The organism is Mycoplana azooxidifex (assembly GCF_014196765.1).
Taxonomy (GTDB): domain Bacteria; phylum Pseudomonadota; class Alphaproteobacteria; order Rhizobiales; family Rhizobiaceae; genus Mycoplana; species Mycoplana azooxidifex.
Genome location: NZ_JACIEE010000001.1, coordinates 581,773 through 597,021, shown reverse-complemented (window position 1 = coordinate 597,021; position 15,249 = coordinate 581,773). Strand labels below are relative to the sequence as shown.

Annotated in this window: 13 protein-coding genes; 7 read left to right on the top strand and 6 right to left on the bottom strand. The window is 67.0% G+C overall.

Annotated elements, in window-relative coordinates; all coding sequences use genetic code 11:
• Nucleotides 1–52 precede the first annotated feature (52 nt).
• The 3 genes from GGQ64_RS02795 (at nucleotide 53) to GGQ64_RS02785 (ending at nucleotide 3,584) form a co-directional block, all read left to right on the top strand.
• Complete coding sequence (locus GGQ64_RS02795; protein WP_183798709.1) at nucleotides 53–829, top strand: ParA family protein; 777 nt, start codon at nucleotides 53–55, stop codon at nucleotides 827–829.
• Nucleotides 830–1,008: 179 nt separating this feature from the next.
• Entirely contained in the window at nucleotides 1,009–1,728 is a 720-nt protein-coding gene (locus tag GGQ64_RS02790) for a ParA family protein (RefSeq protein ID WP_183798706.1), read from the top strand.
• A 332-nt stretch (nucleotides 1,729–2,060) separates the two neighbouring features.
• Nucleotides 2,061–3,584, top strand: a complete 1,524-nt coding sequence (locus GGQ64_RS02785; RefSeq protein ID WP_183798703.1) for a methyl-accepting chemotaxis protein — start codon at nucleotides 2,061–2,063, stop codon at nucleotides 3,582–3,584.
• Between the two features lie 12 nt (nucleotides 3,585–3,596).
• On the opposite strand, the gene GGQ64_RS02780 is transcribed toward GGQ64_RS02785, so the two are convergent.
• Entirely contained in the window at nucleotides 3,597–5,000 is a 1,404-nt protein-coding gene (locus tag GGQ64_RS02780; RefSeq protein ID WP_246422237.1) for an MFS transporter, read from the bottom strand.
• Between the two features lie 76 nt (nucleotides 5,001–5,076).
• On the opposite strand from GGQ64_RS02780, the gene GGQ64_RS02775 reads away from it, so the two are divergent.
• Nucleotides 5,077–5,514 carry a helix-turn-helix domain-containing protein gene (locus GGQ64_RS02775; RefSeq protein WP_183798698.1) on the top strand — a complete coding sequence of 146 codons (438 nt, stop codon included), beginning with the start codon at nucleotides 5,077–5,079 and terminating at the stop codon, nucleotides 5,512–5,514.
• A 165-nt stretch (nucleotides 5,515–5,679) separates the two neighbouring features.
• On the opposite strand, the gene GGQ64_RS02770 is transcribed toward GGQ64_RS02775, so the two are convergent.
• Nucleotides 5,680–7,026, bottom strand: a complete 1,347-nt coding sequence (locus GGQ64_RS02770; protein WP_425488482.1) for a L,D-transpeptidase family protein — start codon at nucleotides 7,024–7,026, stop codon at nucleotides 5,680–5,682.
• A 409-nt stretch (nucleotides 7,027–7,435) separates the two neighbouring features.
• Between GGQ64_RS02770 and GGQ64_RS02765 the strand changes: the two genes are divergently transcribed.
• On the top strand, nucleotides 7,436–8,290 hold the full coding sequence (locus GGQ64_RS02765) for a DUF4432 family protein (protein WP_183798692.1): 855 nt from the start codon (nucleotides 7,436–7,438) through the stop codon (nucleotides 8,288–8,290).
• Between the two features lie 105 nt (nucleotides 8,291–8,395).
• A complete protein-coding gene (locus GGQ64_RS02760; RefSeq protein WP_183798689.1) occupies nucleotides 8,396–8,734 on the top strand; it encodes a protein tyrosine phosphatase family protein in 339 nt (112 codons plus the stop codon).
• A gap of 401 nt (nucleotides 8,735–9,135) precedes the next feature.
• Here the strand turns inward: GGQ64_RS02760 and GGQ64_RS02755 are convergent, their stop codons facing one another.
• The 4 genes from GGQ64_RS02755 to GGQ64_RS02740 all read right to left on the bottom strand — a co-directional run bounded on the left by GGQ64_RS02755 (nucleotide 9,136) and on the right by GGQ64_RS02740 (nucleotide 14,093).
• Entirely contained in the window at nucleotides 9,136–10,821 is a 1,686-nt protein-coding gene (locus GGQ64_RS02755; RefSeq protein WP_183798686.1) for a thiamine pyrophosphate-binding protein, read from the bottom strand.
• Nucleotides 10,818–12,014 (bottom strand): succinate--glutarate CoA-transferase, encoded by a 1,197-nt coding sequence (gene caiB, locus GGQ64_RS02750; RefSeq protein WP_183798684.1) that lies wholly within the window; start codon nucleotides 12,012–12,014, stop codon nucleotides 10,818–10,820. Before caiB ends, GGQ64_RS02755 begins: the two co-directional genes overlap by 4 nt.
• A 157-nt stretch (nucleotides 12,015–12,171) precedes the next feature.
• Nucleotides 12,172–13,125, bottom strand: a complete 954-nt coding sequence (locus GGQ64_RS02745; RefSeq protein WP_183798681.1) for a DMT family transporter — start codon at nucleotides 13,123–13,125, stop codon at nucleotides 12,172–12,174.
• Nucleotides 13,122–14,093, bottom strand: coding sequence for an alpha/beta fold hydrolase (locus GGQ64_RS02740; RefSeq protein WP_183799147.1), 972 nt, complete (start codon nucleotides 14,091–14,093; stop codon nucleotides 13,122–13,124). The genes GGQ64_RS02745 and GGQ64_RS02740 overlap by 4 nt, the downstream gene beginning before the upstream one ends.
• A 193-nt stretch (nucleotides 14,094–14,286) precedes the next feature.
• On the opposite strand from GGQ64_RS02740, the gene GGQ64_RS02735 reads away from it, so the two are divergent.
• A complete protein-coding gene (locus tag GGQ64_RS02735; protein WP_183798678.1) occupies nucleotides 14,287–15,039 on the top strand; it encodes a ribonuclease T2 family protein in 753 nt (250 codons plus the stop codon).
• Nucleotides 15,040–15,249 lie beyond the last annotated feature (210 nt).

The following is a 15,249-nucleotide window of genomic DNA, read 5'->3' as shown; positions in this document are numbered from 1 at the left end:
AACGTTCTTCATGAAAGCTTACGACGGGCTGCATGTGGGATTTGGGAGACCAATGGCAGTCATAGCAGTTGCGAACGCGAAGGGTGGATCCGGCAAGACGACGGCGGTGGCGTTGCTCGCGACCGAGCTCGCCCGGTCGGGGGTCGAAGTCGTCGTCCTCGACTGCGACCCGCTCGGCCTTGCTGCGGACTGGGCGAGCCGGTGCGGTCCGCAGAGCCGCATCACTGCCGTCACCGACATCACGCCCGGCACGCTTCCCGATCACCTGCGGCGGCTGAACAGGCCGGACCGCCATATCATCGCAGACCTTTCCGGGGCGCGGGACACGCTGATGGCGCTGGCGCTCGGCCTTTGCGACCTTGCGCTTGTTCCCGTGCAGGGCAGCGCGCTCGACGCCAGGGGCGCCATCCAGGTGCTGGAACTGATCCAGTGCATCGAAGCGAATGCGCGCGCGCACATCAACCGGGCGGTCGTGCTGTCGCGCGTCAATCCGCTGGTGGCGACGCGGTCGCTGCGCACCGTGCGCGACCTGCTCATGCTGCGCGGCATGGCGATGATCGAGACGCCGCTGGTCGAGCGGGGCGCCTATCGCGAGATGTTCGAGCGGCCGGGAACGCTCTATTCGCTCGAAGGGCGCCAGGTGCCCAATCTCGACCGGGCGCAGGCGAACATGCAGGCCTTTGCGCGTGACGTGATGGCGCGCATCGAGTGCGGCGGGCGGGATGCGCACGGCCCGTTTGCACAACTGTGCTACCAGCACGGCATCGCAGCGGAAGGGCCGTGTGCCAATGACGACCGGCCGGCGCGCCGGCTCTTCCAGGGCGGCTGAACGGCTTCTCGCACGGGGCAGGGCGGCCGTTCTCCGGGGCTGCATTCGCACCGTTGGCGGAGCGCGCGTTTGCAATTCGTTAACCATGTTCTGAAAGATTGGTTAACAGGCGCCATTCCCGCTTCGCGCCCGTCAAAGAGCGATGAGGGGCTCGTGCTGCCCACCATGAGGAAATTGAAATGCCAGTCATAACTTTCGCCAATGCCAAGGGCGGAGCGGGCAAGACCACCGCAGCGCTGATCCTCGCGACGGAGCTGGCGGCCCAGGGGTATCGCATCACCATTCTCGATGCCGATCCCCAGCGCTGGATCACCAGCTGGCACGAGCTCTCCGGCGTACAGCGCAATATCTCCGTCATCTCCGAAGTCTCGATGGGCTCGCTGCAGTCCCATATCCGCGAGAACCGCGACCAGACGGATTATTTCATCATCGATCTGGCCGGCGCGCGCGACGCGCTGGTGGCAACCGCGATCGGGCTTTCCGACCATGTGATGATCCCGATTCAGGGCTGCGCGATGGATGCGCGCGGCGGCGCGCAGATCCTCGAACTCCTGCAGCAGCTCGACAAGCGTGCCGGCGTGCGCGTCGCTCATTCGGTCGTGCTGACCCGCATGAGCACGGTGGTGACCACCCGCGCCATGGCGGCGATCAAGCAACTCCTGTCCGAGCGTGGCGTCGCCGTGCTCGACACGCCGATCGCCGAGCGGGTCGCCTTCCGCGACATCTTCGATTGCGGCGGCACGCTGCGGACGATGGATCCGCAGCGCATCTCCAACCTCGACAAGGCGCGCGAGAACGCCCGGTTGTTTGCCGAAGAGGTCCTCGGCCGCGTACCCGCCCGCCGCGGGGCGCTTGCGGCATGTCGCAGCGCTCTTGAAACCAGGGTCCGCGCGGCCTGACGACATCTCCCGGTCGGGCACGTGCCAGTGGGCTCCAATCCATCGCTGCAGGCTCGGCGGAGGCAGGCCTGTCTGCGCGGCCGCACCGAAGAGGCGCAAGGCGGCTATGGCGAATGCCCCGCTCGCAACCTGCCAAAATTGGCATTTCATAACCAAGCATTTACCAAAAGTGGGCTTTAGATGGTGCGTGTCACTTCGGGGCGCGGACAGGCGGTCCGTTCCCGGCGCCATGAACGGCGCAATTGCTCACGACGCTCTTCCCGGAGCGCTGCGGGGACGTTCGCGAAGATGGCCGACCTCCCGCAAAGTACCCCAATGGCATGGAAATTCCGATGAGCGCTGCACCCCCGACCTCAAGCAACAACGCCGATCTCGCCCGCCGTCTCGACTATCTCGGGCTCGACGCCAAGGCCTTGAACAAGCTGCGCTCGCTGAAGCCGTTCCTGGAGAGCGAACTCGCGCCGGCCCTGGATCGCTTCTACGGCGTCGTGCGCAACAGCCCGGAGGTCAGCCATCTCTTTTCCAGCGATGCGCACATGACCGGAGCGAAGAATGCGCAGATCGGCCACTGGGCCAACATCTGGAACGGGGATTTCGGCGCCGACTATGCCGACAAGGTCCTCACGATCGGAAAGGTTCACGCGCGGATCGGACTGGAGCCGCGCTGGTACATCGGCGGCTATGCGCTGGTCGTCGAGCATCTGCTGGCCGCCGCCCTGAAAGAGATGTGGCCGAAGCCGGGCCTGTTCTCCCGTTCCGAATTCGGCGCGGACGAGGTGGCCCAAAGGCTCGCCGCCCTGATCAAGGCCGTCTTCCTCGACATGGACCTGTCGATCTCCGTCTACATGGACGCCTCAGACACCAGCAAGCAGCAGGCGGTCCAGGAGCGCGCCATTGCGGCCGAGCGCGAGATCGTCAGCAAGAATTTCGGCGCGGCACTGAAGCGCATCTCCGACGGTGATCTGACGGTGCGGATCGAAGGTGCGCTGCCGGAGGCCTACGAGGCGCTGCGCCAGGACTTCAACCACGCCGTTTCCGCTTTGTCGCAGGCGATCGGCGGCATCCATGCGGGTGTCGGCTCGATCAACGTCAGCGCCCAGGAGATCGCCGCGGCTTCGGACGACCTCGCCAGGCGCACCGAGCGGCAGGCGGCCAACCTCGAGGAGACCGCGGCCGCGGTCGAAGAGGTGACCACGACCGTGCGCCAGACGGCCAGGAGCGCCGACGACGCCAATGCTCTGGTGACCGCAGCGCGCGGAAATGCCGAGCGCAGCGGCGAGGTGGTCGAGCAGGCGATCGCGGCGATGGAGGATATCCAGCAGTCGTCGGCGAGCATCGCCAGCATCATCGAGGTGATCGACGAGATCGCCTTCCAGACGAACCTTTTGGCGCTGAACGCCGGCATCGAGGCAGCGCGCGCCGGTGAGGCCGGCCGCGGTTTTGCCGTCGTCGCCTCGGAGGTGCGCGCACTGGCGCAACGCTGCGCCGATGCCGCCAAGGACATCCAGAATCTGATCGCCAAGTCGCATGGGCAGGTGGAGGGCGGGGTGCGCTCGGTCAACGAGGTCGCCCAGTCGCTTCGCCAGATCGTCGCGCAGGTGGTCGAGGTCAGCTCCGTCTTCGCAGCGATCCGCGCCAGCACGGCCGAACAGGCGACCGGCCTGCAGGCGGTCAACCAGGCGATCGGCGCCATGGACCAGATCACCCAGCAGAACGCCTCGATGGTCGAGCAGGCCAATGCCGCCAGCCAGGCACTCTCCAAGGACGCGGCCACCATCGCCGAACGGCTGAGCGCGTTCCGCACCAGCGGGCAGGCCGCGGCCGCGCCGGCAGCGGGGTATGTCCGCGCGGCCTGAAGGGCCTGCGGGCTACCATGCCTCAGCCCTCGCCTGCGCCGCAGGCCGGACGAGCAATGCCAGGCCGAGGGCGATGAGGGGCAGGCTGGAGGCGACGAGGAAGGTCGTCGTGAAGGCGCCGGCGACGATCTCCGGGGCGGTGGCGGCGAGGTCTCCAGGCCCGATCGCGACGGCGAACAGGGTCGCCATCACCGAGGCTCCGGTCATGAAGCCGAGGTTGCGCGACAGGCCGAGCAGTCCCGACAGGATCCCGCGCTGCTCGTCGCGGGCTGAGACCATGACGGACGTGTTGTTCGCCGCGAGAAACAACTGAAAGCCCGGCGTCAGGACGATCAGCGCGGCCACATAGCCCAGAACGCCGAAGGATCGGGGCAGGAGCGCCAGGCAGACGAGGCCGAGGGTCATCTCGACAAGGCCGGCGGCCAGGACGGGCCGGGTGCCGAAGCGGTCCGTGACCCGCCCGGCGACGACGCCGGAGAGGGCCGCCGTCACCGGCCCGACGGCCATGACGAGGCCGACCAGCGCTTCGTTCAGGCCGAGGCCGAAAGACAGGAAGAACGGCCCCACCACCAGGGTGGACATCATGACGGTGGCGACCAGAAGGCTCGTGGCAAGCGCCGTTCCGGTCGCCCGGTCACGCAGGATCGATACCGGCACCAGCGGTGAGGCCGAGCGGGCCTCGACGATGACGAAGAGCGCAAGGGCAAGGGCCGCACCCGGCAGGAGCAGGGCCGCGCCGGGTATCGCGCTCGCCTTTCCGCCGGCCGCTGCGAGGGCATAGAGGGTCAGGGTTATCGCCAGCAGGGCGGCGCCCGGCCAGTCCATCCGCCCGTCCGGCTTGCGCGCGGCGACGGGTGCATGCGGGATGGCGCGGGCGGCGAGGCCGAGTACCAGGACGCCGGCGGCGGCCAGCGCCACGAAGGCCGCGCGCCAACTGAGGCCAGCGACCAGCATGCCGCCCACGGACGGCCCGAGCGCGGTTCCAATCGCCGACATCGTGCCGAGCAGCCCCATCGCCGATCCGGTGCGTTCCCTTGGAACCGTCTCGCGGATGAGCGAAACCGGCAGCGCCATCAGGATCGCACCGCCGATGCCCTGGGCAGTCCGGCCGGCAATCAGGATCGCAAGCGTGGGAGCCGCCGCACACAGGACGGAGGCTGTGGCAAACAGGACGAGGCCCGCGACCAGAACGTGACGGTGACCGAAGAGATCGCCGAACCGCCCGGCCAGCACGATCGTGACCGTGGCGGAGACGAGATAGGCGAGGACGACCCAGCGGACGGCGGAGACCGGCGCGGAAAGGTCCTTCGCCAGGGCCGGAAGGGCGACGGTTGCGATACTGACGCCGAGCGATGAGAGCAGCATCGCCCCTGCAAGCGCCGCCAGCGCAGGTGGTGCAGTCTTCGTTCTGTTCATGGATTTCATGCAGTTCCTCTTGTTGGAGTTTCGGGTGGCTGCTACTGTGCCACTTCAAGTCAACTTGAGGTCAAGCATGAAACTTCTCGACATCGGCGTGCTATCGGAACGAAGCGGCGTGCCGCCCTCGACGCTGCGCTATTACGAGGAGGTCGGGCTGATCGTCTCGCTCGGACGGCACGGGCTGCGGCGCCAGTACGGGCCCGAGGCACTGACTCAGCTCGCGTTGATATCCCTCGGAAAGACGGCGGGGTTCAGCCTGGACGAGATCAGGGGCGTGTTCGGCAGGGATGGCGCAGCCGAGCTGCCGCGCGCCGCCCTTCATGCGCGTGCCGACAAGCTCGAGGTCCAGATCCGGAGGCTGATCACGCTCAGAGACGCGCTTCGGCACGTGGCCGAATGCCCGGCGGAAAGCCACATGGAGTGCCCGAAGTTTCGCAGGCTGCTGCGGGTGGCGTCCCATACGCGCTCGCAGCGGCGGCCGGGCGCCGGCTTCCGCGCCGACCGGGGATAGGAATTCGGGGTATCGAGGTTGCGTGCAGTCGGCGTCTTCGCAGACAGACGCGCTACATCGACGATCCGAAAAGGCTGACAGGCCGCAGCTGACCCGGCAGGGTCCGGCGAAGACGCGGGCGTCCTGGCGCCGGCCCGCTGCCTTACGGTGGCCCCCGGCCTGCAATCAATCCACGAATTCGACCGTGACGCCCTTCGAGGCCATCTTGGCGAGTTCGGTCGCGTCCCAGTTGGTCAGGCGGATGCAGCCGTGGCTCTGGGTCTTGCCGATCTTGGACGGCTCTGGCGTGCCGTGGATGCCGTAGGTGGGCTTCGACAACGCGATCCAGATGGTGCCGACGGGGCCGTTCGGGCCCGGCTGCAGGGTCAGCACCCTGTCGTTCTCGCCCTGCTGGAAATTGATCTTCGGATTGTAGGTGTAGTTCGGGTTGAAGGCGATGCGCTCCACCGACACCGTGCCGGAGGGCGAGGGGGTGTCCGACGAGCCGATGCTGGCCGGATAGGCCGCGACCAGGGCCCCCGTGTCGTCATAGGCGAGGACCTGCTTGCGGCCCTTGTCGGCGAGGATGCGGGCGACCTTGGCCTTCTTCGGCTCGCCGACGTTGATCACCTTGACGATCGTGCCGGGAATGGTGAAGTCCACGCCGGGGTTCATCTCCTTCAGGTAGTTCTCGTCCATGTGGAAGCGCTCGGCCAGGGCCTCCGTCGTGGAGGTATAGGAGAGCGCAGGCAGCGCTGCCTTGTGAGCATAGTCCTCGGGGATCGACGCCACGTAGGGGCCCGCGGCATCGGCAGCGGTAATCTCGTAGGTGGTGAACGGCATGCCGCCGTTCAGGTGCAGCCGTTCCACGATCGAATCGGTGTCGTTCGGATCGAGCGTCTCGCCGTTGGCGAGCTGCCAGGCCTCGATCGCCTTTACGACGTTGGAGCCCTTCCTGCCGTCGATCACGCCCGGCGAAAAGCCTTCGCGATCGAGGAAGACCTGCAGGGCCGTCACTTCGGCGGAGGATTTCTGGCCGATCGCGGTCGCCGGCGGAAACTGCGGCCCGGGCACGAATTCCTGCCTGTCCATCGGCGCGTCGGGTAAGGCGGCCATGTCGTCCATGCCGTAGCCCTGCCCGAAACCCTCTCCGTAACCCTGGGGCGGCTGTTGCGGATAGGCTTCGCCCGGCATCGGCTGGGGGAGGTCGGAGCGATCGACTGCGCCCGGCTCGCGGTCCCGATAGTCGGGCACCGCCCCCGTCGTCAGGTCGCCACTGAAACCGCCTTCACCCGGTGCGGGCGGGAAATAGTCCGGCGCGGTTTCCGGATAGCCCTCGACCTGCCGGTAACGGTTGCGGCGCATGTCGCGCCGGTCGTTGCCGGAGTAGTCGCGCTGGACCTGCATTTCGGTGGCGACGAGGTCTCCCCAGGCGTCGACATAGACCCTACGACCCTGGCGGTCGCGCGCGGCGCGCACGCTGCCGTCGGCGGGAATATAGTCGAGGAAATCGCCTTGCGGCGTCACCAGCACCGTCCGCCCGTTCCCATCGCCATCGTGCGTCTGCGCGCCGGCGGGCACGGCAGCCAGCAGCGCCGTCAGGGTGAGCAGGGAAATACTTGTTTTCAAAACGGAATTCACGGGTTCAACCTGTCGTCAGCGCTATGTTTGGGACGTGGCACTCAATTTCGACGTTAATATGGAAAATGTGAAACGATGGTTAAAGGACTGCTAATCACCGCTTCTTGCCTTTTTCACGGCCGGCCTGTCACGTCTCTCCTGCCGTGCCGGTCGACAGCATAACGCCCCAGGATTTCTCCGGTTCCGCAGCCTTTGCAAGCGGTTACCTTCGTCCGATTGGTACCGGAACGACCATCGATTCCGGTATCGGAATCTTTGGCCCTGGGCTAGCATCGCACAAAAGACGATTCCGGGAGAAGACATGACCCTTGCCCTGACCGCCGAGAACGGAGCGCACAGCTTCGACATAGCGCTTGATTCGCAGTCCGCGCTCGATCTCCGGGACGCGATCTTCTTCGGCATAAACCTGGCGCCGGGATCGGCGATCCCCTCGGATGGCGACCCGCGCATCGACAGGGCGCTGCCCGGCTTCATGTTCACCTGCGGCCCGGACCATATCCGTCATCCCGAGCCGGTGGAGGGCGGTACCGAGGGCCAGTTCTATCCGCTGCACGGCTCGCTGTCCTCCCATCCCGCCATGGACATCCTCTACGAGGAGGACGAGGGCGAGGTCGTCTGCTCGGCCCGCGTCCCGGTGTCGCTCGCCAACGGCGAGACGGCGGAGCTGAAGCGGCTCTGGCGGGCCGACCGTACGACCGGCCACATCACGCTCGACGACGTCGTGACCAATACGGGCGAGCGGCCCTGGCCGCCGGTTGCGATGTACCACATCAATTTCAACACGCGGCTGTTCGACGAGGGCACGCGGCTGACCGGCGCGATGATCGAGGGGGGCAGCCTGCCCTGGCGCTTCGGCGAGGGCGACATGAAGATCTTCTGCGTCCCTGCCCAGGAGACATCGCAGCACGGCTGGGCGGACGTCGCGATCGGCCCAATCGCGGCACTCGGCGGGCGCACCCTGCATGTGCGCTTTCGCACTGATACGCTTTCCTACCTGCAGGTCTGGCGCAACCAGTCGCCCGGCTGTCATGTGCTGGGGATCGAGCCGGTCTCGCACCGCCAGGCGGGGCGGGCCGAACTGATCGCATCCGGCGAGATGAAGGATTTCGCGCCCGGCGAGGCGGTCAGCTACGGCCTGTCCTTCGAGCTCAGGTAGCGGACCTGCCGCACTCTGGCGCCCTCTGTCGCAATGGCGGGCGATTGACGCCCGGCACCGCGCGGCCTACACCGAAGCCGACAATTTTTTCGAAGGGTTCGCATCATGGATATCCGCCCGATCAACGACGAGTACTCGGTCTCCGGCCAGATCACAGTCGACGAACTGGACGAGATCAAGGCGATGGGATTCAAGTCGATCGTCTCCCACCGGCCGGATCATGAGAGCCCGGACCAGCCGGAGTTCGCCGCGATCGCGGCCCGCGCCCAGGAGCTCGGCCTCGAGATCCGGCACATCCCGGTCGGCCCGATGGGGGTCACCGCGGACGCCGTCTCCGCCATGGTCGACGCGCTCGACGAACTGCCGCGGCCGATGCTCGGCTATTGCCGCTCCGGCGCCCGTTCCACCAACATCTACGGCCAGACCCAGCACCTGCGGGGCTGAGCCTCGATAGGCCGGCCACACTCCGTGCCACGTGACAAACCGCGCCACATGTCCTGGTTTGCGGTGCCCGGCCACTGTCTCGACCGTCATGCTCGGCCTTGTGCCGAGCATCTGGCCACATCGCCGAAATTGAGAGATTATTCAGTCACACATCTTGGTTTGACGGCATCAGACTCTCGGCACAAGGCCGAGGGTGACGGCCTGGGGCGGTGCAGTCTGTGATCCAGATGGGCGGTCGCCAAGACACGCATCGTCATGCTCGGCCTTGTGCCGAGGATCTGGTGCCGGTCGTCAAGATGCTGAAAGCAAACGGATTTTGATGCGTGGTCAGAGGCTCGGGACAGGCCCGAGCATGACGACGTCAAGTGGCGCCGCGGCCGCCGCGGCGTTTGCATCCCGGTCTATCTACCATCCCTGATCTGCGACAGCGTGCGCGTTGGCGTGAGGGCTTCCGGGTCGAGCTTCACCTCGATGATCGCGGGCTTGCCGCTGGCGCGGGCGCGCAGGTAGGCGGGGGCGAATTCCTCCGTTCTTGAGACCGTCTCGCCGTGGCCGCCGTAGGAGGCCGCGAGGGCGGCGAAATCCGGATTGGTCAGCCCTGTGGAGCTGACGCGGCCGGGATATTCGCGTTCCTGGTGCATGCGGATCGTGCCGTACATGCCGTTGTTGACCACGATCGCGATGATCGGCAGGCCGTAGCGGACGGCGGTGGCGAACTCCTGGCCGTGCATGAGGAAGCAGCCGTCGCCGGCAAAGCAGACCACCTCGCGCTTAGGGAAAAGCTGCTTGGCCGCAACCGCTGCCGGCAGGCCGTAGCCCATAGAGCCGGAGGTGGGGGCCGCCTGTGTGGCGAAGCGGCGGAAGCGGTGGAAGCGATGCACCCAGGTGGCATAGTTGCCGGCGCCGTTGGTGAAGATCGCGTCCTGCGGGACGTTCTCCTCGATCCACGCCATGATCGGCCCCATGTGGACGTCGCCGGGCCCGGCGGTGGGCGGCGTCGACCAGGCGCGATAGGCGGCATGCATGGCCTTCGTCCGATCCGCCCAGCGGGGAGAGGCAGCGGGCGAAAGCCCGGCCAGCGCTGCGACGAAATCCGCCGGGCCGGCGCAGATCGCAAGGTCGGGACGATAGACGCGGCCGAGTTCGGACGGATCGGGGTGGACGTGGACGAAGGTCTGCTGCGGGTAGGGGCTGTCGACCAGCGTATAGCCGGAGGAGGGCATCTCGGAATAGCGGCCGCCCAGCATGAGCACGAGATCGGAGCCACGGATTTCCTTGGCCAGCGCCGGATTGATGCCGATGCCGGAATCGCCGGCATAGTTCGGATGCAGGTGGTCGAACAGCATCTGCCGCCGGAAAGAGCAGGCGACGGGCAGGGACCAGCGCTCCGCGAAGGCCGTGATGCCGGCGACGCTTTCCTCGTCCCAGCGCGTGCCGCCGAGGACGACGAGCGGCCGCTCGGCCTTCTCCAGCAGCGCCTTAAGGCGGGCGACCTGCGCTGGCCCCGGATGGGCCTCGACCGGAACGTAGGGCCTGGCTGCCACCGCCTCGACCCTATCGGTCAGCATGTCCTCCGGCAGCGCCAGCACGACCGGGCCCGGCCGCCCGGACGTCGCCACCGCAAAGGCGCGGGTGACGAACTCGGGAATGCGCTTGGCATCGTCGATCTCGGCCACCCACTTGGCGACCTCGGTGAAGGCGCGGCGGTATTCGATCTCCTGGAAGGCCTCGCGTTCGCGCGCCTCGCGCTGGACCTGGCCGATGAACAGGATCATCGGGATCGAATCCTGCCGGGCGATATGGAGGCCTGCCGAGGCGTTGGTGGCGCCCGGGCCGCGGGTGACCATGCAGATGCCAGGCTCACCGGTCAGCCGGCCCCAGCAGTCGGCCATCATCGCCGCCCCGCCTTCCTGGCGGCAGACGAGCACGTCGATGTCGGTATCGTGCAGCGCATCGAGCACCGCCAGGAAGCTTTCGCCGGGAACGCAGGAGACGCGCTTCACGCCGTTGGCTGCGAGCGCCTCGACGATCAACTGTCCGCCGGTCCTGCCTGTTTGCGGCACAAGCCCTGCCTCTTGCTGCGTCATGCGGATTTCCTTTCTGCTTCGATGCTTTCCAGTTCGGCCAGGATCTCGTCCGTGTGCTCGCCGAGCCGCGGGCTCGGATGCTCGTAGACGAGCGGCGTCTCGGAAAAGACGATCGGCGTGCGCACGCCGGGGATCAGGTTTCCGTCGCGGTCGGCAAGGTCGAGGCGCATGCCACGCGCCTTGACCTGCGGGTCGTCGAAGGTCTCGGCAATCGAATTGATCGGCCCGGCGGGCACGCCGTTTTCCTCGCAAGCCTTCAGAAGCGCCGCCTTGGCCCACTGCCGGCTGCGCTCCAGGATCAGCGGGCGCAGCGCCTCGCGGTGCCTGACGCGCGAGCGATTGGTGGCGAAGCGCTCGTCGGCAGCGGGCCCGTCCAGACCAAGGATCGCGCAGAGGCGCTGGAACTGGCCGTCATTGCCGACGGCGAGGATCATGTGGCCGTCGGCCGTCCCGATCACCTCGTAGGGGGTGATGTTGGGATGGGCGTTGCCGAGCCGGGTGGGTGCTGTGCCGGAGACGAGGTAGTTCATGTTCTGGTTGGCCATGACCGCGGACTGGACGTCGAGCAGCGCCATGTCGACGTGTTGGCCCCTGCCGGTGCGCATCGCATGGATGAGGGCTGCCTGGATCGCGGTCACGGCATAGATGCCGGTGAAGATGTCGGCAATGGCAACGCCCGCCTTCATCGGCTCGCCATCCGCAGCTCCGGTCACCGACATGAAGCCGGACATGCCCTGGACGATGTAGTCGTAGCCGGCGCGGGCGGCATAGGGGCCGTCCTGGCCGAAGCCGGTGATGGAGCAATAGACGAGCCGGGGGTTCTCTGCGGCGAGGCTTTCATAGTCGAGGCCGTATTTCTTCAGCCCGCCGACCTTGAAGTTCTCGATGACGACGTCGGCCGTGCGCACCAGCCGCCGGACGATCGCCAGGCCTTCCTCGGAACGGAAGTCGGCGGTGATCGAGCGCTTGTTGCGGTTGGTCGAATGATAATAGGCGGCCGAGAGGTTCTCGCCGTCCCCGCCGGTGACGAAGGGCGGGCCCCAGGCGCGGGTGTCGTCGCCGCCGTCCGGGTTTTCGACCTTGATCACGTCGGCGCCGAGATCGGCCAGCATCTGGCCGGCCCAGGGGCCGGCGAGGACGCGCGCAAGCTCGATGACGCGGATGCCGGAAAGCGGCAGGTTCTTCTCGTCCATCGGTATCCTCCTTGCCGTCGCCGCCGTCCTTTTCGGATTCTCTTTTGCGACGCAGGGGATCTGGATAACAAAAAGGCCGGCGCGGAGATAGCACCAAGGCCGCATGGGTTGATGAGCCTTGGGACTTACCCTTTGGCTTTGCGCAATTTTTGCGGCTTCAGGCGAGTGGCGGCATCGGGGGGAGCGTGGTGCGCTTGCGCAGCTTGTGTTCGCGCCAGATGACGTAGAGGCCGGAGCCGATGATGATCGAGATGCCGAGCCATTTCAGCGGATCGGGCAGGTCGCCGAACACCCACCAGCCGAGTGCTGTGGCCGAGACGATCTCGAGATATTGCAACGGCGCCAGCACGGAGGCCGGGGCGTTGCGGTAGGCATAGGCGCCGAAGATGCCGGAAATGGTCGCAGCGATGCCGGCGCCGACGATATAGAGTGCCGCATCGCCCTGGGGCAGGACGGGCGTGAAGGCGGGCCAGCCCAGCGAGCCGCCGACAAGAAGGGCGAGGCCGGCGAAGCCTGCGCCCCACAGGCCGGTGTGAAGCTGCATGGACCACGGGTCCTCACTCTGTGCGGCAAGCCGGGTGATCAGCAGGTACACCGCTAAGGCGAAGGCCGACACGATCGGCAGCAGCGCGACGAGGCCCACTTCCTGCAGGCTCGGCTGGATGACGAGCAGCGCGCCCAGGAAGCCGACGGCACATGCCGTGTAGCGCCGCCAGCCGATCGTCTCCTTCAGGAAGATCGCGCCGAGAATCGTCAGGATGATCGGCTCGACGAAGAAGATCGCCAGCGCATCGGCAACTTCCATGACGGCGAGCGCGGTGACGAAGCTGATCATCACGATCGCCGTCATCAGGCCGCGCACCGCATGCAGCGCCACCTTCCTGCGGGTAAGGTCGAACAGCGTGCTGCGCCACAGCACGATCGGCACCAGCGTCAGCGTCTGGAACAGGAAGCGGCACAGTGTGATCACCGTGGCGGGGACATCGACCACCGCGAGCTTGGAGAAGATGTCGATCACCGGAGCGATCAGCACGGAGACGACCATCAGCGTCAGGCCGAGTCCGATCTCGTTGCGGGGGGCGATTTTCGGCGATGCCGGATGGGTGGTCATGTCTTCGTTACCGGTTCTGGCGCGCGACCCACTTTCTGGTGCGCGACCCTATGGCACCAGCGGCAGAAGTCCTCGACAGGACCTTCGCGCAGGTCCTGTCGCTCCAGCAGGGTTTCATGGCGCAGACCGCGATAGACGACGCCGGTCACATCGGCAAGGCCCCTCTTCTTCAGCCGCTCGGCCATCCAGGTGACGGCGTGGCCGAAATCCGTCGCCGGATCCTCGTCGCCGCCGACGAGATGGATGGGCAGCGCGCGGGGCAGGCGGTCGATGCGCTGGCGCGATGCGGCCTCGTAGGTCATGGCGAAGATGTCGCGCCAGAGCGAGACGCTGGCGTCGAAACCGCAAAGCGGGTCGGCCACGTAGCGTGCGACCTCGGCCTCGTCATGCGACAGCCAGTCGAAGTCCGTCCGCCGGTCCGGGACCGCCTTTGCCCAGGTTGCGAAGGTGAGTTGCTGCAGCAGCGCGCTCGGCACGTCGGACCCCTTCAGCATGCGCTCGGCGCGCAGGATCGCCTGTGCGGCGCGGCCGGCCAGCCCGGGTTTGAAGTTGGAGTTCCAGACCGCCAGCGCGTCGATCTTGCCGGGGTGGACCTCGGCGAAGGACAGCGCGAGGAGCCCGCCCATCGAATGGCCGAACTGGATGACCGGAAGGCCGGGATGGCTGCCGGCGGCCATCTCGCGCACGGCCAGCATGTCCGCCACGGCGATCCGGTGGCCGTCCCGGTCGGCGAAGCGGCCGAGCGGCGCTTCGGGCGCAGTCGTCCGGCCATGGCCGCGATGGTCGTGGGCATAGACGTGAAAGCCTTCCGCCGCGAGGCGGCCGGCAACAGCGCCATAGCGTCCCGCATGTTCGGCAAGGCCGTGGCTGACCAGCACGATGCCCCTGGGCGCGACGGAGGCGGCGGCGTGGCGCAGGGCGAGGCGGGCGCCGGTCGGGCTCTGGAGCGGCGGCATCTCGGAAAACATCGTGGGCTGGCCTCCGGCGGATCGGGCGTCGACGGCCATGAAATCGATTTCCCTTGGAAAAGCAATCACATCGCAGCAAGCTGTTTTTTCATGGCGCGGCGCCCGGAGAAGACTGCAAAATTCCCGGTTGCATTTTTCGCGCATATGTTGATTAATGTTTCCGCTTTGTTCTGATTATGGGAGTGTCGCCATGATGTCGAGACTTGCATGCCATCTCGTTGCCTTCGCCTTCCTTGTGGGGGCTTCCCTATCGCCGGCACTTGCCGTGACGCTGCCGGGACAGCCGGAGAGCGGGGGCGGTGGGGAAGGGATGACGCGCCATGTCCTTGCGCTGACGTGGCAGCCGGGGTTCTGCCTCACCAGGCCCGCGCTTGCCGAGTGCGCCGCGGAAGGACGCGGAGCAGCGGCGGGAGGGCTGACCCTGCATGGGCTGTGGCAGGTCGGCAAGAGCTACTGCGGTATCGATGCGGAACTGAAGCGGCGCGACCGCTCCGGGCGATGGAGCGACCTGCCGGAACTCGTGCTGGCGGAAGGGACGGCGAAACGGCTATCAGTGGCCATGCCCGGCACGGCCTCCGGCCTCGATCGCCACCAGTGGCTGATGAACGGCACCTGCCATGCGGCCACGGCAGACGACTACTATGGCCGCTCGCTCGATCTGCTGGACGCGGTCAACGGTTCGGCTGTCGGTGCGTTTTTCGCGGCGCATGCGGGCGAGACGGTGACGATGGCCGACGTCGCCGCCGCCTTCGACAGCGCCTTCGGCAAGGGCGCCGGCGAGCGGATCCGCCTGCGCTGCCGTCCCGTCGACGGCCAGGCCGTCGTTACCGGGCTGACGATCGGGCTCGCTGCGGCAGAGGGCGACCTGCGGACGCTGATCCAGGGCGCTTCGGTCACGAAGTCGGAGTGCGATGCGGGCTTGCTGGCGCTGGCGGCTTCTGAATGAGCCGCGGGGCGGGCGGCGGGCAGTCGTCCGCCGCCGGGCCTTCCGGTGGTCGCTCATACCGGCGGCGCCCGTTCCTGCCCCTTCCTGTTCTGGTTGCAGCCCGGCCGTGGCTTGCGTTCGGCAGGGAGGACCGCCGGTTCGGCAAAGACGGGCAAATCGCCTCGCAGGTGCGGTCGCCGCATTGCCGCTGGCGGGGATTTCGCCTACATA